General features: G+C 71.1%; 16 protein-coding genes and 1 pseudogene. 9 read left to right on the forward strand and 8 right to left on the reverse strand.

The genetic code is table 11. The features are described from left to right. Positions 1 to 10: 10 nt before the first annotated feature. From AC07DA_RS30295 to AC07DA_RS30315, 5 genes and pseudogenes are all read right to left on the reverse strand, one after another. Positions 11 to 1369: an ABC transporter substrate-binding protein gene (locus AC07DA_RS30295; protein WP_479131428.1), complete on the reverse strand. Its 1359-nt coding sequence runs from the start codon at positions 1367 to 1369 to the stop codon at positions 11 to 13. Positions 1370 to 1429: 60 nt separating this feature from the next. Next, a complete protein-coding gene (locus tag AC07DA_RS30300; RefSeq protein WP_479131429.1) occupies positions 1430 to 2716 on the reverse strand; it encodes a sugar ABC transporter permease in 1287 nt (428 codons plus the stop codon). Further along, entirely contained in the window at positions 2707 to 3486 is a 780-nt protein-coding gene (locus AC07DA_RS30305) for an ATP-binding cassette domain-containing protein (protein WP_479131430.1), read from the reverse strand. Before AC07DA_RS30305 ends, AC07DA_RS30300 begins: the two co-directional genes overlap by 10 nt. Before the next feature lie 14 nt (positions 3487 to 3500). After that, entirely contained in the window at positions 3501 to 4574 is a 1074-nt protein-coding gene (locus AC07DA_RS30310) for a sugar ABC transporter substrate-binding protein (protein ID WP_479131432.1), read from the reverse strand. Between the two features lie 566 nt (positions 4575 to 5140). Continuing rightward, positions 5141 to 7735, reverse strand: a pseudogene (locus AC07DA_RS30315) (SpoIIE family protein phosphatase); the annotation flags it as partial. Between the two features lie 447 nt (positions 7736 to 8182). Here AC07DA_RS30315 and AC07DA_RS30320 point away from each other — a divergent pair. Continuing rightward, positions 8183 to 8593: an MmpS family transport accessory protein gene (locus AC07DA_RS30320; RefSeq protein WP_479131483.1), complete on the forward strand. Its 411-nt coding sequence runs from the start codon at positions 8183 to 8185 to the stop codon at positions 8591 to 8593. Between the two features lie 97 nt (positions 8594 to 8690). On the opposite strand, the gene AC07DA_RS30325 is transcribed toward AC07DA_RS30320, so the two are convergent. After that, positions 8691 to 9725, reverse strand: coding sequence for an acetylxylan esterase (locus AC07DA_RS30325; protein WP_479131433.1), 1035 nt, complete (start codon positions 9723 to 9725; stop codon positions 8691 to 8693). Between the two features lie 227 nt (positions 9726 to 9952). On the opposite strand from AC07DA_RS30325, the gene AC07DA_RS30330 reads away from it, so the two are divergent. Genes AC07DA_RS30330 through AC07DA_RS30345 form a run of 4 tightly spaced genes read left to right on the forward strand, consistent with a single transcriptional unit; the run spans position 9953 to position 14210 of the window. Further along, entirely contained in the window at positions 9953 to 10945 is a 993-nt protein-coding gene (locus tag AC07DA_RS30330; RefSeq protein ID WP_479131434.1) for an ABC transporter permease, read from the forward strand. Beyond that, positions 10939 to 11811 (forward strand): carbohydrate ABC transporter permease, encoded by an 873-nt coding sequence (locus AC07DA_RS30335; protein ID WP_479131435.1) that lies wholly within the window; start codon positions 10939 to 10941, stop codon positions 11809 to 11811. The genes AC07DA_RS30330 and AC07DA_RS30335 overlap by 7 nt, the downstream gene beginning before the upstream one ends. Positions 11812 to 11851: 40 nt before the next feature. Next, complete coding sequence (locus AC07DA_RS30340; protein WP_479131436.1) at positions 11852 to 13507, forward strand: ABC transporter substrate-binding protein; 1656 nt, start codon at positions 11852 to 11854, stop codon at positions 13505 to 13507. 19 nt (positions 13508 to 13526) lie between these two features. Next, on the forward strand, positions 13527 to 14210 hold the full coding sequence (locus tag AC07DA_RS30345; RefSeq protein WP_479131437.1) for a hypothetical protein: 684 nt from the start codon (positions 13527 to 13529) through the stop codon (positions 14208 to 14210). A gap of 57 nt (positions 14211 to 14267) precedes the next feature. On the opposite strand, the gene AC07DA_RS30350 is transcribed toward AC07DA_RS30345, so the two are convergent. Next, entirely contained in the window at positions 14268 to 16283 is a 2016-nt protein-coding gene (locus tag AC07DA_RS30350) for an alpha-glucuronidase (RefSeq protein WP_479131438.1), read from the reverse strand. 20 nt (positions 16284 to 16303) lie between these two features. Then, complete coding sequence (locus tag AC07DA_RS30355; protein WP_479131439.1) at positions 16304 to 20101, reverse strand: GH92 family glycosyl hydrolase; 3798 nt, start codon at positions 20099 to 20101, stop codon at positions 16304 to 16306. 368 nt (positions 20102 to 20469) lie between these two features. On the opposite strand from AC07DA_RS30355, the gene ngcE reads away from it, so the two are divergent. The 4 genes from ngcE to AC07DA_RS30375 all read left to right on the forward strand — a co-directional run bounded on the left by ngcE (position 20470) and on the right by AC07DA_RS30375 (position 25495). Next, positions 20470 to 21924 carry an N-acetylglucosamine/diacetylchitobiose ABC transporter substrate-binding protein gene (ngcE, locus tag AC07DA_RS30360; protein WP_479131440.1) on the forward strand — a complete coding sequence of 485 codons (1455 nt, stop codon included), beginning with the start codon at positions 20470 to 20472 and terminating at the stop codon, positions 21922 to 21924. A 42-nt stretch (positions 21925 to 21966) separates the two neighbouring features. Next, positions 21967 to 22893, forward strand: coding sequence for a carbohydrate ABC transporter permease (locus tag AC07DA_RS30365; protein ID WP_479131441.1), 927 nt, complete (start codon positions 21967 to 21969; stop codon positions 22891 to 22893). Then, the gene (locus tag AC07DA_RS30370; protein ID WP_344533883.1) at positions 22893 to 23816 is read left to right on the forward strand and encodes a carbohydrate ABC transporter permease; all 924 of its coding nucleotides are present in this window, start codon (positions 22893 to 22895) and stop codon (positions 23814 to 23816) included. The genes AC07DA_RS30365 and AC07DA_RS30370 overlap by 1 nt, the downstream gene beginning before the upstream one ends. 467 nt (positions 23817 to 24283) lie before the next feature. Continuing rightward, a complete protein-coding gene (locus tag AC07DA_RS30375; protein ID WP_479131442.1) occupies positions 24284 to 25495 on the forward strand; it encodes an ROK family transcriptional regulator in 1212 nt (403 codons plus the stop codon). Positions 25496 to 25558 lie beyond the last annotated feature (63 nt).

A 25558-nucleotide genomic window follows, 5' to 3' on the forward strand; every position in this document is an offset into this window, starting at 1 on the left:
CCCGCGCCGTTCACTCCCCCCGGTACTTCGCCGCCGCGGCCTGTGCGAGGTCCTGGGACTTCTCCAGGGCCGTGTCCACCGACTGCCGCCCGGCGATGGCCGCGGCGATCTGCTCCGACACCGCCGTGCCGAGCACCGCGAACTCGGGGATGCCCACGAACCCGATCCCGGAGTAGGGGCGGGGGGCGACGCCGGGGTTCCGCGGGTCGGCCGACTCGGTCGCCGCCGTGTACTCCTGCCGGTACCAGGCGGCGGCCGCCTGCTGGTACTCCGGGTTGGCGTACAGCGACCTACGGTTCCCGGCGGGCGCCGACGTCCAGCCCCGCTCCCGCCCCACCAGCTCCTGGTACTCCTTGGAGGACGCCCAGGAGATGAACTCCCAGGCGGCGTCCTTCCTCTCGGAGGCCTGCTGGACGCCCCACGCCCAGGTCCACAGCCAGCCGGCCTTCTCGGTCTTCTCGTGCGGGGCCGGGACGTAGCCCACCTTGCCCTTGACGGCGGAGGTGTCGGCCTCGATCGTCGACGCGAGGGAGGTGGCGTCGTACATCATGGCGCAGCCGCCCTCGACGAACCGGTCGAGGATCTCCAGCACGCCCATCCGCTCGGCGCCCGGCTGGCCGTGGGAGCGCAGCAGGTTGACGTAGAACCCGACGGCCTCCCGGAACTCGGGTGAGGTCAGGCGCGCGTTCCAGTCCGTGTCGTACCAGGCGCCGCCGAAGGTGTTGACGACCGTGTTGACCGGGGCGAGGTTCTGGCCCCAGCCGGGCAGGCCGCGCAGGCAGATGCCGCTGGCGCCGCCCGAGCCGTCGACCCGGGCGGCGAGGTCGGCCACCTGCCGCCACGTCGGGTTCGGCGGCATGGTCAGGCCGTCCTTGCGGAAGAGGTCCTTGCGGTACATCAGGAAGGAGCCCTCGCCGTAGAACGGCTCGGCGTAGAGCCTGCCGTCCTCCCCGGTCAGCGAGGCCACCAGGTTCGGGAAGACATCGTCCTGGTCGAAGTCCTCGTCCGCCCGCACGTACCGGTCCAGCGGGGCGAGCCAGCCGTTGTCCGCGTAGATCGGCACCTCGTACGCGCTGACGCTCGCCACGTCGTAGGTCCCGGCCTGGGTGGCGAACTCGCGGTTCATCCGCTCGCGCGCCTCGTTCTCCGGGAGCAGCGTGTAGTCGACCGTGATGCCGGTCTCCGCGGTGAAGTGCCTCTTGGTGAGCCTCTCCAGGGTCTGCATCTGCGGTGCGTCCGTCGCGAGCACGCGGAGGTCGGCCCGCTGCTCCTCGGCGCCGGGGGGATCGGTGTCACCGCACCCGGCGAGGGCCAGGCCCGCGGCGACCGTGGTGGCCACGGCCGCCCTGACGAGGCGGCTCCGTGTCATGACACTCGGCCCCTTACCCACTCGGGATGTTCCTAGACATCTGCCAACAAAAGGCGCGCTTCATGGTCGGCCTCTCCGGGCCGCCGCCCGCCGGGAGAGGGCATCGGCCGCGACGGCGGCCAGCAGCACCCCGCCGGTGATCATGAACTGCACGGCGTCCTCCACCCCGAGCAGGCCCATGCCCGAGGCGATCGACTGGATGACCAGCACCCCCAGCAGCACCGACCAGGGCGAGCCCCGCCCGCCGAACAGGCTCGTGCCGCCGATGACGGCCGCGGCGATCGCGTTGATCAGCAGCATCCCGGAACCGGCGGCCCGGGCCGTGGTCGGGCTCGCCGAGGTCAGCCCCGAGGCCACGAACAGCCCGCCGACCGCGGCCAGCGTCCCCGACACCATGAACATCGCGACCCGCACCCGCTCCACCCCGATGCCCGCGCGCCGCGCCGCCTCGACCCCGCCGCCGAGCGCGTACACCCGCCGCCCGTAGCGGGTGCGCCGCAGCACGTAGTCCGACACCACCAGCACCACCAGGAAGATCAGCAGCGCGAGCGGCAGGCCCTGGAAACGGTTGAGGGCGTGGGCCGCCGCGAAGGCGACCACCGCGAGCAGGACGGTGCGCAGCCAGATCTCGCCCCGCGGCCGGTACGGCATCCCGGCGGCCCGGTGGCGGCTGCGCCGGCGGCGCGCGGCCAGCAGGTACCCGGCCGTGCCGAGCGCCGCGACCGCGTACGCCACCCCGTCGGCCCCGAAGTGCCGGCTGGTCAGGGACGCCACCAGCCCTTCCTCGTCGATGTTGATCGTGCCGCTCGCACCCAGCAGGTAGAGCGTCAGGCCGTTCCAGATCAGCAGCCCGGCGAGCGTCACCACGAACGCGGGCACCCCCAGCCAGGCGTGGAAGACACCGTGGAAGGCGCCCACGGCCGTGCCCGCGGCCACCGCCACGATCACCGCGATCCACTCCGGCACCCCGTGGTTCACGTTCAGCACGGCGAACGCCGCCCCCGCCAGACCGCTGACCGAGCCGACCGACAGATCGATCTCCCGGATCAGCAGCACGAACACGATGCCGACCGCGACCAGGCCGGTCCCGACGATGTCCACGCCGATGTTCGACAGGTTGCGCGGCGAGAGGAACTTGTCGTCCAGCGCCTGGAACACGCACCAGATCACGATCAGCCCGGCGACCACCAGGACCGGCCCCCGCTCGCCCTCCCGCACACTGCCGCGCACCTCCAGGGCGTAGCCCCGCAGGCTCTCCTGCCAGCCGCGGCCGCGCTGTTCCCGGCCGGTCGTCACCGGCTCGGCCCCCGGGCCGTCGCGGCGCGGCCCGCCGCCGGTCACGGCCACGCCTCCTCGTCGCCCCTGGCGCGGTGGGCCACGGCGTTGTCCGCCGCCCCGGTGACGGCGGAGATGATCTGCTCCTGCGTCACGGTGCTCACGTCGAACAGGCCGTTGTTGCGTCCCAGCCGCAGGACCGCCACCCGGTCGGCGACGGCCTTGATGTCACCCATGTTGTGACTGATGAGGATGATCCCCATGCCGCGGTCACGGACCTCCTCGATGAGGTCGAGCAGATGGCTGGTCTGCTCCACGCCCAGCGCGGCGGTGGGTTCGTCCAGCAGCAGGACCTTGGGCGCGGCCAGCAGCGAGCGGGAGATCGCGACGGCCTGCCGCTGCCCGGCGGACAGCGCCGCGACGGGCACCCGCACGTCGGGGACGCGGATGGACAGCGTGCGCATCAGCTCGCGGGCGCGCCGCTCCATCTCCACCTCGTCCAGGATGCCCAGCCGGTCGATCTCCCGGCCGAGGAAGAGGTTGCCGACGACGTCGAGGTTGTCGCACATCGCGAGGTCCTGGTAGACGGTCGCGATGCCCAGGCTGTGGGCGTCGTGCGGACGCTTGATCTGCACCTGGCGCCCCTCCCACTCGATCACCCCCCGGTCGGCCGGACTCACCCCGGAGACCACCTTGACCAGGGTGGACTTGCCGGCACCGTTGTCGCCCGCCAGGGCCACGACCTCACCGGCGCGGACCTTCAGGTCCACGTCCACCAGCGCCTGCACGCCGCCGAACCGCTTGGAGATGCCGCGCAGGGCCAGTACGGGCGGATGGATCACGGCGACCACCTCCCTCACCGGGTGAGCCCGATCCGGTCGCAGGCGCGCCGGAGCTTCGGGACGCAGATCTGGTCGACCGTGTAGACGCCGTCCCGGACGAGCGTGGAGACGGTCTGCCGCGTCACGGCGGCCGGGTCGAGCAGCACCGCCGGGACGTCCCGGGTGGTGGGGCTGTCCACGGTCGTCGTGACGAGGGCGCCGACGTCGTCACCGCGCGCCAGGGCGACGGCCAGCGCGGCCGCCGCGTCCGTCTCCAGCCGGAAGGGCTTGTAGACGGTCATGTACTGCTCGCCCTCGACGACGCGCCGCACGGCGTCGAGATCGGCGTCCTGGCCGGTGACCGGGGGCAGCGGGGAGACCCGGGCACTCTTCAGGGCCGCGATGACACCGGCGGCGATCGAGTCGTTGGCCGCGAGGACCCCCTCGATCCGGTGCGGGCCCAGGGCGTTGATGGCGGCGGACATGTGGTCGTGCGCGTTCTCCGTGCGCCACCCCAGGGTGTCGTACGACTTCAGGATGCGGACCTTGCCCTTCAGGACGGACTTCGCCCCGCGCTCGTACCAGGCGGCGTTCGGGCTGGACGGGTCGCCGTTCACCATGACGACACCGCCCCCGTCGGCCCGCCGGCCCATGGCCGCGAGCAGCGCGGCGCCCTGGAGCCGGCCGACCTGATGGCCGTCGAAGCTGACGAAACCCGAGATGGGACCCTCGGCGAGGCGGTCGTAGGCGATCACCGGGACGCCCTCGCGGTGGGCCTCCCGCACCGAGGAGCGCAGGGCCTTGGGGTCGACGACGTCCAGGATCAGCACCGAGGCACCTCGGGTGATCATGGACGCCATCTGCTGCCGCTGACTCGCCGCGTCGTTCTCGGCGTTGGCGTACACCACCCTGCACTCGGCGCACAGCTCCTTCACGCGCTTCTCGATCAGCGGCTTGTCGGACTGCTCCCAGCGGGGCACGGCACGGCTCGGCAGCAGCACGCCGACGGTCGGCCCGTCCTCGCCCGTCCCACCGCCGCCGGCGCATCCGGCGCCCACGAGGACGGCCGCCACCAGGGCGGCGGCCGCTCGCCCCACACGCCCTCTCACGGCGAACCTCCCTCCCCGGTCGGCCGCCGGGGTCCCCGGGCGTGACGGGTACGGCTCCGGCCGGGGTCCTGGTGAGCGGGGCGGGCCCGGCCCGTTCCCCGACGGGGGAAGCGCCCGCGCCGGCGGTCGTGGTCGTGCTCGTGGTCCGCGGTCGGGCCGGGGTCTTCACGGCGCGGGTGATCCTGGTCCTGGTCCTGGCCGTGGTCCTGGTCCTGGCCGTGGTCCTGGTCCTGGCCGTGGTCCTGGTCCTGGTCCCGGTCCTGTTCCTGGTCCCGATCCTTGTCCTGGTCCTGTTCCTGGTCCCGGTCCTTGTCCTGGTCCTGGTCCTGTTCCTGGTCCGTGATCCCTTGCCCGGCCCGGCCGTCGCGGCCGCCGTGGCCCTCGTTCGCCTCGCCGCCGTTGCCGTTGCGGTTGCCGTTGCGGTTGTCGCTGCCGTCCCGTCCCCGGCCGCGGGTGCGGCCCATGCCCCAGCTCCAGCCGCCGGTGCGGTCCCGGGACCGGCTCCGGCCGCGGTCCCGGCCGGGCGGCTCCGGTTCGGGTTCCGTCTCGGGCCCGGAGTCCGGCCCGGGCTCCGCGTCCGCCCCCGGGCGGGAGACGACGATCTCGCTCCACACCTGCTTGCCGCCGCCGACGGGCACCGAACCCCAGGCCGCCGACACCGCCTCGACGAGGAACAGCCCCCGCCCGCCCGTCGACTCCCAGTCGACCACCACCGGCTTGGCCGGCGCGCGCGGCGAGGAGTCGCTCACCGTCACCCGCAGCCGGTCCGCGGCCAGGGTGAGATCCAGCCGGACCGCGCCCTGGGTGTGCACCAGCGCGTTGGTGACCAGCTCCGACACCACCAGCAGGACGGCGTCGGACTCGGCACCCAGGCCCCACGACCGCAGGGTGCGGGCGCTGAACCGGCGCGCGTGCATCACCGCGTCCGGCAGCCGCCACACCACCCACCCGGCGCGCACCGGCCGGACCCGCATCCCGTCGTAGCGCAGCAGCAGCAGCGCCACGTCGTCCTCCCGGCGCCCGGCCTCGCCCAGCAGGTCGTCGGCCATCCGCCCCGGATCGGCGGGATCGGCCGCGGCCAGCGCCCGGCGCACCAGCCGCATCCCCTCGTCCAGGTGCAGGTCGGCCGACTCGACCAGGCCGTCCGTCACCAGCGCGAGGACCGAGCCCGGGGCGAGCGCGAGGGCCGTCAGCGGGAACTCCGCGTCCGCCAGCACCCCGAGCGGGAGCCCGCCCTCGACCGCGATCTCCGCGGTGCCGCCGTCGGGATGGCGTACCAGCGGGGCCAGGTGCCCGGCCCGCACGAACAGCGCGTTGCCCTCCTCCATGTCCAGTTCGACGTAGCAGCACGTGGCGAACAGGTCGGTCTCCATGCCCACGAGGAGCCGGTTGGCGTGCGCGACGACCACGTCCGGGGGATGCCCCTCGACGGCGTAGGCGCGGACCGCGGTACGCATCTGGCCCATGATCGTCGCCGCTCCGGCGCTGTGCCCCTGCACGTCCCCGATGACCAGGGCGACCTTCCCCTCCGTCAGGGCGATCACGTCGTACCAGTCGCCGCCCACCTGCAGACCGCGCCGGGCGGGCAGGTAGCGGGCGACGGCGACGCCGCCGGGCAGCCGGGGGAGACGGCGCGGGAGCAGGCTGCGCTGGAGCATCGTCGCCAGTTCCTGCTCGGCGTCGTAGGCGTGCGCGCGCTTCAGGGCCTGCCCCACCAGCCCGGCGGTCGCGGTGAGCAGGGCCCGCTCCTCGGGGGCGAACTCGTGCGGGGCGTCCCAGCCGACCAGGCACACCCCGGCCACGCCGTTCTTCGCCGGCAGCGGCAGCACCGCCAGCCCGCCGGGACCGATCCCGCAGAGCCCGGGTTCCAGCGCGGCGCCCGCCGGCCACAGGCTCATCCGGCCGTCCCGCAGCGCCGCCTGGAGCGTGGGCAGGGCGCCGACCGGCGCGTCGGGCCACTCCGAGCGCCACTCCGAACGCCACAGCTCCGGCCAGGCGGCGGCACCCGGCGGATCGAGCACCGTGACCGCCAGCCGGTCCTCCAGCAACTCGGCGAGCGCCACCCGGTCGGCGCCCAGCGGTTCGCGCAGCGCGGCGACGACCACCCGGCTGACGTCCCGCACCGTCGTCGCGTCGTCGAGCGCGGCCGTCAGCCACTGGATGCGGGCGACGTCGCTGGCGCCCCGGCGCAGCACCGGCGCCGCCGTGACCACGCCCAGCACCTGCCGCGGGGCGCCGTCGGGCTCCTTCAGCACGCGGCAGCCCAGGCGCAGCCAGCACAGTTCGCCGGTGGGCCGGCGGATGCGGAACTCCAGTTCGCGGCGGCCCGGGGTCTGTCCGGACGGCTCGATGACCGACAGCAGGGCGGGGACGTCCTCCGGGACGCTGTACGACAGGAGGGTGTCGGTCTTGCCGTCGAAACCGTCCTCGGGGATGCCGACGAGTTCGAGCAGCGCCGGGTCCGTCTCGACCAGCCCGGTGCCGGGCACCAGGGCGAAGGAGCCGACGCCCATGGTGCGCAGGGCGGAATCCAGCAGCGGGGAGGGAGCGGACCGGTCGGCCTCGCCCCGCAGCCGCGCGGCGACCGCCTCGGCGTACCGCTCCAGGAACTCCCGCTGCTCGGCCCCGAACCCTTCCCCGGCCTCTCCCACCACGACCAGACACCCCAGCCATCCGCCCGCCACCCCCAGCGGCAGTGCCCCGAACGGGACGGGGACGACTCCGCTCTCGCGCCGGTCGGCGAACCCCGCACCCTCGAACCAGACGGCCCGGCCCCGCAGATACGCCTCGACGACAGCGGCCGCGCGACTCCGGCCCTCGGCGGGCGGACCGGGCGGGCCCGTCGCGTCGTCGCTCCCCTCTTCGGACGCGCTCGCAAGGGATTCCGGCAGGCCCTGCGCCCGCCCGGCCGCTCCAGCCGCCGGAAGCCGCACCCGGGCCGGCACCCCGTACCGCTCCGGATCGCCCCCGGCCGACTCCACGGCCCGGAGTTCCGTCGCGTCCTCACTCCGCGCGTACACCGTCGCCAGCACCACCCCGGCGAACGCCAGCACCCGCTGCCGCGCGCGGGGCTCCGGCGCCGGGCGAGGCGGACCGGTGCCCCCGCTCCCGGGCGCCCGGAGGCCGGCGGCCTCGGCCCGGGTCTCGCCGTCATGGGGCATGTCCGCATCCACCTCCCGTCCATGCCGCGGCCACCGGCAGGTGGGAGTCTCCGGGACTCAGGCGACGGCGACGCGGGCACGGGACCTGCGGCGCCGGGGTCACACCGACATGGCGGAAACACGCCGCACGTGAGCGGCAGTGGCATCCACCAACAGGGTCGCATACCTGGACAGAAGCGACATGCAGGGCGGAAGGTCACCTGCTTCAGCCCCCCGCGTCCGCAGGCACCCGGGCGCGGGACGCGCGAGGTGGGGGCGCTGTCCAGGGGTGGGTTCCGGTCCACCACATGGGAGCGCTCCCACCTCGCCTGCTGTGGACGGTAGCGTCCGGCGGCGCCCATGTAAACGGTCCGCGCGCTTCGTCCCACGGGGCCCACAAGGCGAGTTGACTTCGTATTCCCTTTGAGGTTGGCTGCGCATCCGACCTTCATGATCCGGGGGGATCCCTTGCGCCGCGTCATCCGTACCGCCGTCTGCTCCGTCGCGATCACCGGTCTCGCGGTGGGGCTCAGCTCCTGCTCCGAGGCGGTCGACCAGGTGGACAAGGCGGTGGATCAGACGTACGAGGTCACCTACGAGGTGACGGGGAAGAACGTCGACTCGATCGAGTTCCACGGCGGCGGGGGCAAGGCCATGGAGCCGAAGATCGAGTCGGTGTCCAAGCCCGAGCTGCCCTGGAAGAAGACCGTCACCCTGCGTGGCATCATGCCCGCCGCCGTCATGCCGGTCGCCGCGGACCCCGAGGGGGCCCAGGTCACCTGCAAGATCATCCACAAGGGCGAGGTGCTGGAGGAGCAGAGTGCCGACGGACTGGTGACCGCCGGCGGCTGTACCGCCCAGTCCCCGGTCGGGCGGTGATCCCGGCCGGCTGATCGGCCCGCGGCCGGTGGCCGACGGCCGCCTCGGGGCCGCCGGTCCCGACGCGCCGCCGCCGGTCCCGACGCGGCGGCGCGCGTCACCCCGCTCCGGACGCCGCCCCCGCGCGACGGTCGCCCGGCCCGTCCAGCACCGTCCGCAGCCACAGCAGCTGCCGCCGCACCTGCACCGCATCCCCGCCCTCGTGCCCGTTGAACGGATACGCGTGGATCTCCTTGCGGGGGCCGGCCCCGGACAGCTCCCCGTACCGGTTGAACGCCGCGTACGCCCCGCTGGGCGGGCACACCGTGTCCCGCAGGCCCACCCCGAAGTGGGCCGCGGCCCGGGCGCGGCGGGCGAAGGAGACGCCCTCGACGAAGGAGAGGGTGCGGTGGGCGTCGTGCTCGGCGCCCCGGTGGACGGAGAGGTACGCGGCGATCTCGCCGTACGGGGCCGCGTCCGTGAGGTCGAGGGCCCGCCGGATGCCGCACAGCAGCGGCGCGGTCACCAGTACGGCCGTCAGGTCCGCGACGAGCCCCGCGACCGCCAGGGCCAGCCCGCCGCCCTGGCTGTTGCCGGCCGCGGCGACCCGCGCGGGATCGACACCCGGCAGTTCCCGCACCGCCGCCACCGCCCGCACGGCGTCGGTGACCAGGCGCCGGTAGTAGTAGTCCTCCGGGGCCCGCAACCCTCGCGTCATCACCCCCGGCCCGCCCGGCGCACCGGCGTGCGGGTCGGGGGTGTCGCCACCGCACCCGTACTGGTCGCCCTGGCCGCGGTTGTCCATGAGCAGGTGCGCGTACCCGGCGTTCACCCAGGTCAGCCGCTCGTGCGGCAGTCCGCGCCCGCGCCCGTACCCGGCGAACTCGACCACCGCCGGGAGCACTCGGGCGTCGCCCGCCCCGGCCGGTCTGCTGAACCACGCCCGGACCGGGTCGCCCGCGAACCCCCGGAACGTCACGTCCCAGGTGCGCGTGAGCCGCAGCCCCGTCTCCACCTCCCGCACGGACACGAGCGGTTCGGCCCGCCCGGCCTCCTCCAGCGTGCTCCGCCAGAACGCGTCGAAGCCGGCGGGTTCCTCGATGTCGGGGCGGTAGCGCTCCAGTTGGGCCAGGGGCAGGTCGAACGCGGGCACGGCGGACCTCGCAGGAGTCGGAGAGCTGACAGAAACTTGCGACGCGGGCGGAGCAGGTCCTCGGGGTCTACCCACCTCCCGCGCGGATCCAACGCGGCACAGGCGCCCCGCCGGACCGCCGCAGAACCCATTGACAGCGCTTTCTGGTGCCCCTAAGTTGCCGCGAAGTTACCGGTAAGAGCTCGAAAGTTTCGGATCCGCGTGCCTGTCCACGGGAGGCCCGAGCCATGAGCACGTCGACCACACCGGCCCCACCGGGCACCGAGGACCCGCCTCCGGCCCGGGCCGCACCCCCGCGCGGCGGGCGGCCACCGGCCCGGACCGGCTGGCGGCGAGCGGTGCGCCGCGACTGGCAGCTGTACTCGCTGACGATCCTGCCCCTGCTGTTCTTCCTGGTCTTCCGCTACCTGCCGATGATCGGCAACGTGATCGCCTTCCGGCGCTTCGAGCCCGGCGGGTCGCTCTTCGGCGAGGAGTGGGTGGGGCTGCGCTATGTGCGGATGTTCCTCGAAGACCCCACGTTCTGGCAGGTGTTCCGCAACACCCTGTGGATCGGCGGGCTCACGCTGCTGTTCTGCTTCCCCGTCCCGATCGTGCTGGCGCTGCTGCTCAACGAGGTGCGCCGGCGCTCCCTGAAGCGGTTCGTGCAGTCGGTGTCCTACCTGCCGCACTTCCTGTCGATCGTGATCGTCGCGGGTATCACGATGCAGATGCTGGCCAGTGACGGCCCCGTGAACCACGTCCTCGGCTGGTTCGGCCACGACCCGATCCGCTTCATCCAGGAACCCGAGTGGTTCCGCACGATCTACGTCGGCTCCGAGATCTGGCAGACGGCGGGCTGGGGCACGATCCTCTACCTCGCCGCGCTCACCACCATCGACGAGGACCTCTACGAGGCCGCCCGCATCGACGGAGCCAACCGCTGGCAGCAGATCTGGCACGTCACCCTGCCCGGCATCCGGCCCACCATGGTGACGCTGCTGATCCTCAACATCGGCACGTTCATGGCGGTCGGCTTCGAGAAGGTGCTGCTGCTGTACAACCCGCTGACGTACCCGACCGCCGACGTGATCTCGACGTACGTCTACCGGGCCGGTGTCGAGTCCAACAGCTTCAGCTACGCGGCCGCGATCGGACTGTTCGAGGCGATCATCGGCCTGGTCCTCATCACGTCCGCCAACCAGCTCTCGCGCCGCACGGTGGGGACGAGCCTGTGGTGAGGCCGAGCCGCTCCTACCGGGTCTTCCAGGGCGTCAACGCGGTGGTGCTCACCCTCGTGGTGCTGGTGACCCTCTACCCCTTCGTCAACATCCTGGCGCGCTCCTTCAGCGGGGAGCGGCAGATCCGGGCCGGCGAGGTGACCCTGCTGCCCAAGGGCTTCAACCTCACCACGTACCGGATCGTGTTCCAGGACGCGATGTTCTGGCGGAACTACGGCAACACCGTGCTCTACACGGTCGTGGCGACGGCCGTGGCGATGGTGCTGACCACGTGTTACGCCTACGTGCTGTCGAAGAAGCAGCTCAGGGGCCGCGGCTTCCTCGTCGGCGTCGCCGTGTTCACCATGTTCTTCACCGGCGGCCTCATCCCGAACTACATCCTGGTCACCAGCCTCGGGCTGAAGAACAGCGTGTGGGCGATCGCCCTGCCGAACGCGATCAGCGTGTTCAACCTGCTGGTGATGAAGGCGTTCTTCGAGAACCTGCCGACGGAACTGGAGGAGGCCGCGCAGATCGACGGCCTGAGCACCTACGGCACCCTGCTCAGGATCGTGCTGCCGCTGTCCAAGGCGGTCGTGGCGACGATGGTGCTCTTCTACTCGGTGTCCTTCTGGAACTCCTGGTTCAGCGCGTTCCTCTACATGGACCGGACCGAGCTGATGCCGGTCACGGTCTACCTGCGCAACCTCATCCAGGGCGCCACCGGCGGCGGCAACGCGGGCGCGGGCGCCGAGCAGCTCAGCCAGGTCGGCGCCAACATCCAGTCGGTCACCATCGTGCTCACCGCCCTGCCGATCCTCTGCGTGTACCCGTTCGTCCAGCGCTACTTCGTCTCGGGCGTGATGCTCGGCGCGGTCAAGGGCTGACGCCGCCTCCCCAACTCGCTTACGGAACAAAGGAGTCCCCGTGCAGAACGCAGGACAGTTGTCACGGCGCCAGATACTCGCCGCAGCCGCCTTCGTCGGTCTCGCCACGGTCACCGGCTGCGGCAGCGGCGACGACGGCGGGGACGGAAAGGACCTGTCGAAGAAGCAGAACGGGGCGATGAAGAACTACCGCGCCGGTCAGCGGTTCAAGGCGGCGAAACCGCTGTCCTTCTCGGTGCTGCACAACAACAACCCGGTCTACCCGATGAAGAGCTCCTGGCTGTTCTGGAAGGAGCTCACCCGGCGCACCGGCGTGACCCTGGAGCCCGTCGACGTCCCGCTGGCCGACTACGAGAAGAAGCGCAGCGTGCTCATCGGGGCCGGGGACGCCCCGTTCCTGATCCCCAAGACGTACCACCCGTCCGAGGTGGCCTTCGTCTCCTCCGGCGCCATCCTCCCCGTCAGCGACTACGTCCACCTGATGCCCAACTTCCGCGACAAGGTCCGCAAGTGGAAGCTGGAGCCCGAACTGGACTCGATCCGCCAGTCCGACGGGAAGTACTACCTGCTGCCGGGCCTGCACGAGAAGGCCAAGGCCACCTACTCCCTGTCCTTCCGCACGGACGTCCTGGACCGGCACGGCCTCAGCCTGCCCACCACCTGGGACGAGGTGCGCGACGTCCTCACGGCGCTCAAGGAGGAGTACCCCGGCAGGTACCCCCTCTCCGACCGCTGGAGCACCAACACCCCGTTCCCCTGCGGCGCCCTGTTCGGCTACCTCGGCCAGGCCTTCGGCGTCCGGGCCGGATGGGGCTACGACAACATCAGCTTCGACCACACGGCACGCGAATTCGTCTTCACCGGCGCCCAGGACGGCTACCGCGCCATGGTCGAGTACCTGCGCTCACTCGTCGCCGATAAGCTCATGGACCCCGAGAGCTTCAGCCAGACCGACGACCAGGCGGTGCAGAAGCTCCTCGCCGAGAAGTGCTTCGCGATGAGCGCCAACCCGCAGGAGCTGGTGCAGAACTACCGCTACAACCTGCGCAAGCAGGTCGAGGGCGCGACGATCGAGATGATCCCGGTGCCGCTCGGCCCGGCCGGCCCGGTGGTGCTCGGCGGCACCCGCCTGGAGAACGGCGTCATGGTCTCCGGCAAGGCGCGCAAGAGCGACAGCTTCGTCGCGATGATGCAGTTCCTCGACTGGCTCTGGTACTCCGACGAGGGCCAGAAGTTCTGCAAGTGGGGCGTCGAGGGCGTCACCTACACCGAGTCCGGCGGCCGGCCCAGGCTGAAGCCGGGCATCTCCCTGATGGGCTCGGACCCGGACGCCGGCAAGGACCTCCAGAAGGACTACGGCTTCTTCAACGGCGTCTTCACCTACGGCGGCAGCTGGGAGCTGGTCTCCTCCTCCTTCGGCCCGGACGAGAAGAAGTTCCAGGACGCCATGGCCCAGCGCCGGCAGCTGCCCGTCGACCCGGCCCACCCGCTGCGCTCCTTCGAGCAGGAGCAGGCCACCCTCTGGGACACCCCGCTGAAGGACACCGTCATCCAGAACACCCTGAAGTTCGTCCTCGGCAAGCGCCCGCTGTCCGAATGGGACGCCTACGTCGCCGAACTGAAGTCGAAGAACATGCAGCAGCTCGTCGACCTGCACAACAAGGCGTACGAGCGGTTCGCCAAGGAGAACGGGTGACGCGCGGGGAGGCGGCGGGATGAGCACCGTGCGGACCTCCGGCTTCGGCACCGGAGCCCTCTCCCGCGCCTCCGCCCTCGTGCACACCCTCCTCACCGTCGAGGCGCTGCTGCTGCTCTCCGCCTCCCCGGGCCTGGCCGGACTGCTGCTGCTCGGGCCCGACCCCGCCAACCTGCCCCTCGCGGCGCTGTGCCTGCTGCCGCTCGGCCCGGCCCTGTCCGCCGCGCTCTACGCCCTGCACCACCGCAGCCGCGACCTCACCGAACTCCACCCGGCCCGCGCCTTCCTGCGCGGCTGGCGCCTCAACGCCCGACCGGTGCTGGCCCTCTGGACACCCCTGCTGGCCTGGCTCACGGTCATCGCCTTCACCCTCACCCACTTCGCCGCCACGGGCCTGCCCGGCTGGTGGGCGGTCCTGCTGGCGGGGATCGGCACCGGCTCCCTGCTGTGGGGCGCGCACGCCCTCGTCCTCACCTCGCTCTTCGCCTTCCGCGCCCGGGACACCGCCCGTCTCGCCGCGTACTTCCTGCTCCGGCACGGCCGGGCCACCCTCGCGGCCGCCTCCCTGCTCGTCCTGACCGCCGCGCTGACCGCCCTGCTGACCGAGGCCCTGCCCGCCCTCCTGGCCGCGCCGCTGCTGCTGTCCCTGCTGCACGGCAGCCGCACGGTGATCGCCGAGACCCGGGAGGAGTTCACCGCATGAGCGCGCCCCGCCCCCCGAGGCCAACCGGCGTCGAGGGCCCCGGGGCGGCGCCGTCCTTCAGTGGATCCGCCGCCCCCGCGCGTCCGGCACCCCGGACTTGCGGAAGAAGTAGCTGTTGATCTGATCCCGCCACTCCCGGGCGCCGCGCAGCTGTTCCTCGTACAGCTCCGCGACCCGCGCGTGCCGCTCCGGCCCGACCAGGTCCCCGAGGCCCGCCCACACCCGGCGGGCCGCCACCACCTCCTCGACGCCCTCGAAGTGCGTGTCGTAGATGTGCTGGATGACCGTCCTCCCGCTGGTCAGCACATGTCCGTACGGCACGTGGTGGAAGAACAGCAGCAGCTCGTCGGGGCAGGTGCCCGGCGACTCGTACAGCTCGGACCAGGGCTTGCCGTACTGCCCGGCGTACCCGGTGCCGGTCGCCACGCTGCGGTCCACGCCGACGCCGTCCCGGTCGGCGAAGTGGTAGGTGCCCCAGGGGCTGTACTCGTAGCCGTCGACACTCGGCCCGTAGTGGTGCCCGGGCTGCACCATGAAGCCCACCCCGAGCGGGGCGGTGTACTTCTCGTACGTGCGCCAGGAGCCGTCGAGCACCGCGTGCAGCCCGTCGGACAGCCGTGCCGGGGCGCCGGGGAAGGTGAGCGCGATCCACTCGTCGAGCACCTCGCGCGGCTCGGCGTCCGGCCGCCAGGCGAGCCGCCCGAAGGTGTAGAGGTTCACCTGGGCCAGCGGATGCCCGGTCCAGAAGGGGTCGTCCCCGGCGTTCGACACGGCCACGAGCCCGCCCCGGGCCACCTCACCGACCGTCGCACCGGGCGCGGGCCGGAAGCGCAGCACCTCGCTCCACATCGGTCCCAGCCAGCAGACGTGCCGCTGCTGCCCGGTGTACTCCTGGGTGGCCTGGAGTTCCACCGCCAGCCGCGTGCGGGGGACGGCCCCGATCAGCGGCGACACCGGCTCGCGCACCTGGAAGTCCATCGGCCCGTGCTTCACCTGGAGCACGGCGTTCGCCGCGAACGCGCCGTCCAGCGGCACGAAGTGGTCGTACGCGGCCCGGGCCCGGTCGGTCGTCCGGTCCCGCCAGTCCTGGCGGTGGTCGTAGACGAAGGCCCGCCAGTGCACCGTGCCGCCGAACGGCTCCAGCGCCGCCGCCAGCAGGTTCGCCCCGTCGGCGTGGCTGCGGCCGTACGCGAACGGGCCCGGCTGGCCCTCCGAGTCCGCCTTGACCACGTACCCGCCGAAGTCGGGGATGGCCTCGTACACCCGCCGCGTCGCCCCTGCCCACCAGCCGCGCACCGTCGCGTCCAGCGGATCGGCCGTGGACAGCCCGCCGAGCAGGACCGGCGCGGCGAAGGAGACCGAGAGGTGGGTGCGGATGCCGTACGGGCGCAACGCGTCGGCGATTCCGGCCACTTCACCGATCCGGTCGGTGAGCAGCCGCGCCTCGGTGGCGTGCACGTTCACGTTGTTGACGGCGACGGCGTTGATCCCGCACGCCGCGAGCAGCCTGCCGTAGGCCCGCACCCGCTCCAGGTCGCCGCGCGCCCGCCCGTCGTCCCAGAACAGCGAACCGCCGGCGTACCCGCGCTCCACCTGGCCCATCACCGGGTGCACGGCCACGTTGTCCCAGTGGTCGAGCATGCGCAGGGCGAGCGCCGGGCGGTGGACCTCCCGGACCCGCTCCCCGCGGAAGGCGTCCTCGCCGAGCCGTACGACGTGGAAGAGGCCGTACAGCAGCCCGCGCCCGCCGGACGCCGTGACGGCCGTCGTGCCGCCCTCGCGGACGCAGGAGAAGCCCTCGTCGCCGGGGCCCTCGTCGCCGGGGCCCCCGTCACCGGGCCCGTCGTCGGCGCGGAGGGCGAGGACCAGGTCGTACGCGCCGCCGTCCGGCGCGCCGCGCTCGACCCGGCCCCCGAACCGCCGGCAGGCCTCGGCCACCTCCCCGTGCACCGTCTCCACCAGCGGACCCGATCCGTGGATCAGGGTCCGGCGGCCACCGATCGCCCGGAAGGCGGCGGGCGGCAGCCAGGCCGGGTCGACACCCTCGGGCAGGACGGGCACGGGAAGCGGCACGAGACCCCCAACGCAGTTGCTCAGCCCAGCAGTTCCACCTCCGCCAGGGTCGCCTCGCCGTCGAGGACCAGGCGGTACCTCTCGTACGTACCCGGTGACTTCACCGAGAACGCGCGCGTCTGCCGGTCCCAGGCGAAGGCCTCTCCGGAGCGCTCGTCGAGCGTCCGCCAGGTCTCGCCGTCCGAGGAGCCCTGGAGCGTCCAGCCGGCCGGTGCCTTCGCCCGGTCCGCCGACGACGTCAGGGTGTACTGGACGGCCTTCGCGCCCTCGCGGACCGGCAGGTCCACGGACGTCACCGTGGCGTCCGTCGCCGAGGTGTCGTCGAACAGGGCGCCCTCACGCTTCAGCAGGTCCGCGCGGGGTGCCGGCACCTCGTCGTCCTGGGTGATCGACACGGGCGCGGCGTCCTTGCCCGTGCCCCACGACGACGGCCTCGGACCCATGTCGAACTCCAGGACACCGCCCTTGGCGACCACGGAGTGCGGCAGCGAGGTCTTCGACCAGGTGCGGCCGTTGACCTTCAGCCCCTGCACGTAGACGTTCCTGGCGCTGTTGCGCGGCGCCTTCACCACCAGCTCGCGCCCGTTCTCCAGGTGCACGGTGGCCTTCGTGAACAGGGGCGAGCCGATCGCGTACTCGCCGCTGCCCATCACCAGCGGGTAGAAGCCGAGCGCGGAGAACAGGTACCAGGCCGACTGCTCGCCGTTGTCCTCGTCGCCGTGGTAGCCCTGCCCGATCTCGCTGCCGGTGTACAGCCGGGACAGCACCTCGCGGACGTTCTTCTGCGTCTTCCAGGGCTGCCCGGCCGCGTCGTACATGTACAGCGCGTGGTGGGCGACCTGGTTGGAGTGCCCGTACATGCCCATCCGCACGTCCCGCGCCTCGGTCATCTCGTGGATGACACCGCCGTAGGAGCCGACGAACTCCGGGGAGGCCGTCTCGGGGGTGGACAGGTACTCGTCCAGCTTGTCGGCGAGGCCCTTGCGCCCGCCGTACAGGTTGGCCAGGCCCCGGCTGTCCTGCGGGGCGGTGAAGGCGTAGCCCCAGCCGTTGGTCTCGGTGTAGTCGTGGCCCCACACCCGCGGGTCGTACTTCGCGGACTCGACCCGCCAGTCGCCCTTCGCGTCGCGGCCCTGGAAGAACCCGGCCTTGTCGTCGAAGAGGTTCACGTAGTCGCGGGCCCGGTCCAGGAAGTACTCCGACTCCTCCTTGTAGCGCCGCTCCCCGGTCTCTTCGTACAGCTTCCGTCCCATGCGGGAGATGCCGTAGTCGTTGAGGTAGCCCTCCAGCGCCCAGGACAGGCCCTCGTGGGTCTCGGTGCTCGTGTAGCCGAGGAAGGGGGAGGTGGTCATGCCCTTGCGGCCGACGCCCGAGTTCGGCGGGACGACCGTCGCGTTCTTCACGGCCGCGTCGTACGCCGCCTTCGCGTCGAAGTCGACGCCCTTGACGTACGCGTCCGCGAACGCCACGTCCGAGGAGGTGCCGGTCATCAGGTCCGCGTAACCGGGGGAGGACCAGCGCGACGTCCAGCCGCCGTCCTTGTACTGCTGCACGAACCCGTCGACCAGTTCCCCGGCCTGAGAGGGCGTCAGGAACGAGTAGGCGGGCCAGGTCGTCCGGTAGGTGTCCCAGAAGCCGTTGTTGACGTACACCTTGCCGTCGACGATCTTCGCGCCGGTGTGCGTCGGGGTGTCCGGGTTCGGCATGCGGGAGAACGGCGAGGCGTACTGGTACTTGCCGCCGACCTTCTCGAAGCCGGAGTTCGGGTACAGGTACAGCCGGTACAGGCTGGAGTAGAGCGTCGTCAGCTGGTCGGGGGTCGCGCCCTCCACCTCGACCTTGCCGAGCAGCCGGTCCCACTGGCGCTGGGCGCTCTTCTTGACCGCCTCGAAGGACCGGCCCTCGGGGATCTCCTGGCGCAGGTTGTCCTTGGCCTGGTCGACGCTGATGAGCGAGGTCGCCAGGCGCAGGGTGACGGTCCGGTCGTCGGCCTTGAAGCGCAGGTAGCCCTTGACGCCGCTGGAGTCCCCCTCGGTCACCGGCTTGTCGAACTCGCCGTAGACGAACAGCCGGGTCGCGCCGGTCGACAGCCCGGACTTCACGTCCGAGTAGCCGGTGACGATCCCGTTCTCCTTGTCGAGGGTCAGCCCCGCCTGGTCGGTGACGTTGTCGAAGAGGACGCTCGCGTCGTCACCGGGGTAGGTGAAGCGCAGGGCCGCCGCGTGGTCCGTCGGCGCCATCTCGGCCTTCAGCCCGTTCTCGAACCGCACCCCGTAGTAGTAGGGCCGCGCGACCTCGTTCTCGTGCCGGAAGGCCAGCTCCCGCGCCTCCCGCCCGTACTCCGGGGTCCCGGCGGCCACCGACGGCATCACCTGGAAGGTCTGCCGGTCGCCCATCCAGGGGCTCGGCTCGTGGCTGGCGCTGAACGCCTGGATCGTCGGCAGGTTGTCCGCGTTGTTGGCCCGCGCGTAGTCGTACAGCCAGCTCAGCGAACCGGCGTTGGTCACCGGCGTCCAGAAGTTGAAGCCGTGCGGAACCGCCGTCGCCGGGAAGTTGTTGCCCCGCGAGAAACCGCCGCTGGAGTTGGTGCCGCGGGTCGTCACCGCGTAGTCCGACAGGTGCGCCTTCGGCCGCTCGGGCGCGACGGAGGCGATGCTCACGTCGTCCAGCCAGCCGCGGAACTTGGCGGGGCCCTTGGGGGAGTCGTAGGCCACCAGGATCCGGTCCACGGTCTTCCCGGCCGCGACCGAGCCGATCCGCGAGGCCACGTTGTTCCACTGGTTGACGTAGAGGATCTTCGAGGCGCCCTGCCCCCGCGGGGTCAGCGGGAAGCCGTGCTGGTCGGTGGCGCGCAGCTCGCTCAGGTGGGTGCCGTCGGTGAAGGCCAGGTCGACGGAGACGTTGGTGGCGTCGTAGTCGAGGTCGCCGTCGGCCATCGACGGGAAGATCCGGTACGACAGCTGCGTGTTCCGGCCGACGGCCACGTTCACGTCGAAGACCTTGTTGTACGAGTACGCCCGCCCCTCGGCGGTGTGCCGGCCGGCGTAGCGCAGCGCCCGCTTGCCCGTGAACCCGGCGCCCGCCTTGGCGGTCGGGGAGCCGCTCGGGCCGCGGTCGACCAGGGAGAGCATCTCGGGCGGGACCGGCCCCTCACTGCCGCCCGTGGACAGCTGGAGGTCGGCGAGCTGCAGGATGCCGGCGCCGCTGTTCCGGGTGACCTCCAGCCGGAAGTGCCGGTACTCGGCGGGCTCGGCCAGGTCGTACGTCTTCGTCTGGAACCGCTCAGGGAAGGACTCCCCGGAGCGGGAGTCGAGCGTCGTCCACTCCTTGCCGTCGGCCGAGCCCTTCAGGGTCCAGTCCTTCGGGTCGCGCTCCTTGGCGTCATTGGCCGACGTCAGCGCATAACGCGCCAGTTTGACGGGTTTGTCCAGGTCGAACTCCACCCAGCCGGTGGGTTCGAAGGCGAGCCACTTGGTGCTCGGTTCGCCGTCGACGAGGTTCTCCTTCACCTCGCCGCCGCCCGTGTTCTCGGCACTGGCCCGGACGTCCGTGACCTGGTCGGTCACATTGCCCGGTATGCCGCTGCTGTAGCCGCCGTCGACGCCCGAGGCGCGCTTCTCGCCGCCGGGGCCGGTGTCGACGGTGTTCAGCCAGTCCGGAAGCGGGTCGTCCGCCTCGAAGGAGGACGTGAACCCCCGATCGGGTCTCTCCGGGGCCTGGGGCAGTGCGACCGCAACGCCCTGCGAACTCAGGGCCAATGCGAAGGCGGTCGCCGACACGACCGCCGAACCCCATCTGTACCGAGCTTTCCGCTGCATCAACGGGTACCCTCCCTGCGCAGTGGACAACGTTGTCACCTTCGATGCGCAAGGACCAGTAGTTGCTCAAGTGCCATCATGTGTCAAGGGTGTTGCCTGTGGCATTCGGGGGCGACGACCGGGATTTTTCCGTCGTGAAACACACAGGCCGCTCATACTTCCGCGAGGTCTCAACTCGGATAAGACCCGTGGCCAACCTTGTGTTCGATCTTGATCCGCTGGCGGGAAGTGGACTATACCTGTCGGGCGATTCACCCCTTCCTCACATCACCACCCGCACTTTCCTGCACGACCCAGCTTGACCCGATCGCGGTGCCGGCAAGGATCCGGTTCACCGCCTGAGTCCTGGAGAAGGCGAGGACTTGAGCATGGGATCCACTTCCGCCGAGCACCACGGCACCGAGGGTGTCGGCCGCCGAAACCTGATCAAAAGGTCCGCCGCGCTCGGGCTGATCTCCGTCCCCACCATGAGCTTCCTGTCCGCCTGCGCCAGCAGCGGCGGCGACGACAGCGGGGACAAGGCCAAGGCCGGCAAGAAGACCGCGAAGAACCCGCTCGCCGTCAACGACACGGCCGGCATGGAATTCGTCCTGTTCGACGGCGGTTTCGGCAAGGAGTACGCCGAGGACGCCGTGAAGATCTACGAGAAGAACTTCCCCAAGGCCACGGTGAAGTTCTCCGCCACCCAGAAGATCCAGTCCACGCTCCAGCCCCGCTTCAACCAGGGCACCCCGCCGGACCTCATCGACAACTCCGGCGCCGAGCAGATGGACATGGGCGTCCTGGTCGGCAAGAACCAGCTCACCGACCTCACCCCGCTGCTGGACGCGCCCTCCTACGACGACCCGGGCAAGAAGGTCCGCGACACGCTGCGCCCCGGCATCGTGGAGATGGGCCAGTTCGACGGCGACAAGGTCTGGATCCTGTACTACGCCTACACGGTGTACGGCGTCTGGTACTCGCAGAAGGCCCTGGACTCGCTCGACGAGCAGTACCCGGAGACCTGGGACCAGATGCTCGCCGTCTGCGCCAAGGCCAAGAAGAAGGGCATGGCGGGCTGGACGTACGCGGGCAAGTACCCGTACTACATCCCCTTCTCGCTCTACCCGATGATCGGCAAGGTCGGCGGCCGCGAGGTCCTCGACGCCATCGACAACCTGGAGCCGAACGCCTGGAAGCACCCGGCCGTCAAGGCCTGCTTCGAGGCCTACTACGAGCTGTACAAGAAGGGTTACGTCCTCAAGGGCACCCCGGGCCTGGACCACATCCAGTCGCAGACCGCCTGGGCCGAGGGCAAGGCGCTGTTCATCCCGAACGGCTCCTGGGTGGAGAACGAGTCCGCGAACGTCATCCCCAAGGACTTCGACCTGGCCGTCTCCGCGCCCACCGGCCTGGACTCCTCGGACAAGATGCCCTTCGGCACGATCTGGGCGTCCGGCGGCGAGCCCTTCATCGTCCCGGCCAAGGCGAAGAACGCCCCCGGCGGCATGGAGCAGCTGCGCATCATGCTCAGCGAGGCCTCCTCCAAGAACTTCACCAGCAAGGTGAAGTCGCTGACCGCCTACAACGGCGGCACCGACGGCATCCCCCTCACCCCCGGCCTCAAGTCCGGTGTCGCGGCGCTGGAGAAGGCCGGCGAGAACGTGGTGAACCCCCGTCTGCAGGACTGGTACGTGCAGTTGCAGAAGGAGAAGATCGGCGTCTCCGGCCTCGGCGAGATGATGGCCGGCCGCCTCACCCCGGCCGAGGCCATCAAGAAAATCCAGGGCTTCGCCGACGAGGCCGCCAAGGACGACTCCATCAAGCACTACAAGCACCAGTAACGGCACCGGAAACCCAATTTCCGCAACGGCACCGGAGTGGCGATGCAGCACGGCAAGTACCGGTTCATCGTGGGCTTCCTCGCGCTGCCCCTGGGACTGTACGCGCTCTTCGTGGTCTGGCCGTTCATCCAGTCCATCTATTACTCGTTCACGGACTGGACCGGCCTCAGCCCCGAATTCGAAATGGTCGGTTTCGACAACTACAGCCGGATGCTGGACGACGACATCTTCTGGAAGTCGTTGCAGCACAGCCTGCTGTTCGCCCTCCTGCTGCCGGTGGTGACGATCGGCCTCGCGCTGTTCTTCGCCTTCATGATCAACGTGGGCGGCAGAAAGAGAAGGAACGGCCCGGTCGTCACCGGCGTCCGCGGCTCCTCCTTCTACAAGATCGTCTACTTCTTCCCGCAGGTCCTCTCGATCGCCATCGTCGCGCTGCTGTTCGCGTTCGCGTACAACCCGGACAGCGGCGCGATCAACTCGGTCCTGCGCGGCATCGGTCTCGACGGCGTCCAGCCCCTGTGGCTGGGCGACCCCGACCTGGCCCTGTGGGCCGTGATGGCGGTCCTCGTCTGGTCCACGGTCGGCTTCTTCGTGGTCCTCTTCTCCGCCGGCATGGCCTCCATCCCCGGGGAGATGTACGAGGCGGCCCTGCTGGACGGCGCGAGCCGCTTCACCACGTTCTTCCGGATCACCCTGCCCCTGCTCTGGGACACGGTGCAGTCCGGCTGGGTCTACATGGGCATCCTCGCCCTCGGCGCCGAGTCGTTCGCGGTCGTGCAGATCATGACGACCGGGCCGGGCGGCCCCGACTACTCGACCACCGTCATGGTCCTGTACGTGTACCAGAAGGCGTTCCGGGACGGGCAGGCCGCCTACGCCACCACCATCGGTGTCGCCCTGCTCGTCGTCACGCTGGCCTTCGCCGCCGTGGTGATGCGGCTGGGCCGTCGCGAGCGGCTGGAGTACTGATGAAGACGACCGAAACCCCCGCTCCGCTCCCGGCCGAGTCCGGTGCCGTCCTCACCAAGGAGGACCTGCCCCCGGCGGCACCGCCCAAGGAGAAGAAAGAGGGCACGGTCCTCAACGTCTTCTCCCACGGCGTCCTGGTCATCTGGGCGATCATGGTGGTCATGCCGCTGCTCTGGGCGGTCATGACGTCCTTCAAGGACGACCGCTCCATCTTCAGCTCGCCCTGGTCGCTCCCGGACTCGCTGCACTTCGACAACTGGTCGCGGGCGTGGACCCAGGCCAACATGAGCGACTACTTCCTCAACACGGTCCTCGTGGTGGGCGGTTCGCTCATCGGTACGCTCGTCCTCGGTTCGATGGCGGCGTACGTCCTGGCCCGCTTCGACTTCCCGGGCAACCGCTTCATCTACTACCTGTTCATCGGCGGCATGAGCTTCCCGATCATGCTGGCCCTGGTCCCGCTGTTCTACGTCGTGAACAACATGGGCCTGCTCAACACCATCCACGGCCTGATCCTGGTCTACATCGCGTACTCGCTGCCGTTCACGGTCTTCTTCCTGACGGCGTTCTTCCGCACCCTCCCCACCTCGATCGCCGAGGCGGCCTTCGTCGACGGCGCCTCCCACAGCCGCACGTTCTTCCAGATCATGCTGCCCATGGCCAAGCCGGGCCTGATCAGCGTGGGCATCTTCAACTTCCTGGGCCAGTGGAACCAGTACATGCTGCCCACGGTCCTGAACACCGACCCCGACAAGCGGGTCCTCACGCAGGGCCTCGTCCAGCTGGCGGTGAGCCAGGGCTACAAGGGCGACTGGTCGGGCCTCTTCGCGGGCCTGGTCATGGCGATGCTGCCGGTCCTCGCCGCGTACATCATCTTCCAGCGGCAGGTGGTGCAGGGGCTGACGGCGGGGGCGTTGAAGTAGCCCGGGCCGGCCGAGGCCGAGGCCGGGTGGGTCCGCGACCCGGCGGAGCGGGGCGGACCGGCAGCCGCCGACGCGCGCAAGGGGAGGTGCCGGGGTCCGCCCGCACCCACGACGCACCCGCGGCCGCCGACGCACGGAAGGGGCCGTGCCGGGGGGTGTCCGCCCGCAGCGGTTGGCGCGTCAACGGACAGTCAGCCGGCACGCAACCCCATCGCGCCGTTCCGAGGACGGACACCCCCGGCGCGGCCCCGACCCACCCCCACCGTCAGGCGCAAGCACGCGCCCCCCGCGCAGGCCGCCGGAGGCAGAAAGCGCGTACCCCCACATAGCGCTCCGCGACGACCCGCGCACACCCCGGAATCAGTTCAACCTCTTGACGGGAGGCAACCCGAACGGCTCAGCTTAGAGTTCACTAGTTGGACATAGACGGGGCCTCATCGATGCGGCCCCGTGCGCAGGAGGTCGTCGTGGAGACTCCGGGGTCGCAGTCGTCGCTGCACCGAGCCAACCTGGAGCGGGTCGTACGAGCCGTGCGCCTGGCGGGTTCGCTCACCCAGGCCGAGATCGCGCGGACCACGGGCCTGTCCGCGGCGACGGTCTCCAACATCGTCCGGGAGTTGAAGGACGGCGGCACGGTCGAGGTCACCCCGACCTCCGCCGGCGGCCGCCGCGCCCGCAGCGTGTCGCTCAGCGGCGACGCCGGCATCGTCATCGGCGTCGACTTCGGCCACACCCACCTCCGCGTCGCCATCGGCAACCTCGCCCACCAGGTCCTGGCCGAGGAGTCCGAGCCCCTCGACGTCGACGCCTCGTCGACCCAGGGCTTCGACCGCGCGGAACAACTGGTCAGCCGCCTGGTGGAAGCCACCGGTGTCGACCGCTCCAAGATCGCCGGTATCGGCCTCGGCGTCCCCGGCCCCATCGACGTCGAATCCGGCACCCTCGGCTCGACCGCCATCCTCCCGGGCTGGACCGGCACCAATCCCGCCGAGGAGCTCCGCGACCGCCTCGGCGTCCCCGTCCACGTCGACAACGACGCCAACCTCGGCGCCCTCGGCGAGATGGTCTGGGGCAGCGGCCGCGGCGTCCGCGACCTGGCGTACATCAAGGTCGCCAGCGGTGTCGGCGCCGGCCTGGTGATCAGCGGCAAGATCTACCGCGGCCCCGGCGGCACCGCCGGAGAAATCGGGCATATTACACTCGACGAATCCGGCCCGGTCTGCCGCTGCGGCAACCGCGGCTGCCTGGAGACCTTCGCGGCGGCGCGCTACGTGCTCCCGCTCCTCCAGTCCAGTCACGGGACCGATCTGACCATGGAGGGCGTCGTGCGGCTCGCCCGGGACGGGGACCCGGGCTGCCGTCGGGTGATCGCCGACGTCGGCCGCCACATCGGCAGTGGAGTGGCCAATCTCTGCAACCTGCTGAACCCGAGCCGGGTGGTCCTCGGCGGTGATCTCGCCGAGGCCGGTGAGCTGGTGCTCGGGCCGATCCGGGAGTCCGTCGGCCGCTACGCCATCCCCAGTGCGGCGCGCCAGTTGTCCGTTCTCCCCGGGGCTCTCGGCGGCCGTGCGGAGGTGCTCGGAGCGCTCGCTCTCGCCCTCAGTGAGATGGGTGATTCGACCCTTTTGGACGGCACTGCCGCCGGTCCGCTGAAGGCAGTGACCCCTGCCTTCACTTAGAGAACGGATGGCACCGTTGCCATCTCGTTAAGGATTTACTTCTTGACGTCGCACGTGTGGCCG

The sequence above is a fragment of the Streptomyces sp. NPDC044921 genome (assembly GCF_056432865.1).

Excerpts from the sequence above, each read along its gene's own strand:
- AC07DA_RS30295 (WP_479131428.1), bottom strand. The coding sequence starts at position 1,369 with ATGACACGGAGCCGCCTCGTCAGGGCGGCCGTGGCCACCACGGTCGCC.
- AC07DA_RS30330 (WP_479131434.1), top strand. The coding sequence starts at position 9,953 with ATGAGCACGTCGACCACACCGGCCCCACCGGGCACCGAGGACCCGCCT.
- AC07DA_RS30345 (WP_479131437.1), top strand. The coding sequence starts at position 13,527 with ATGAGCACCGTGCGGACCTCCGGCTTCGGCACCGGAGCCCTCTCCCGC.
- AC07DA_RS30355 (WP_479131439.1), bottom strand. The coding sequence starts at position 20,101 with ATGCAGCGGAAAGCTCGGTACAGATGGGGTTCGGCGGTCGTGTCGGCG.
- ngcE (WP_479131440.1), top strand. The coding sequence starts at position 20,470 with ATGGGATCCACTTCCGCCGAGCACCACGGCACCGAGGGTGTCGGCCGC.
- AC07DA_RS30365 (WP_479131441.1), top strand. The coding sequence starts at position 21,967 with ATGCAGCACGGCAAGTACCGGTTCATCGTGGGCTTCCTCGCGCTGCCC.
- AC07DA_RS30370 (WP_344533883.1), top strand. The coding sequence starts at position 22,893 with ATGAAGACGACCGAAACCCCCGCTCCGCTCCCGGCCGAGTCCGGTGCC.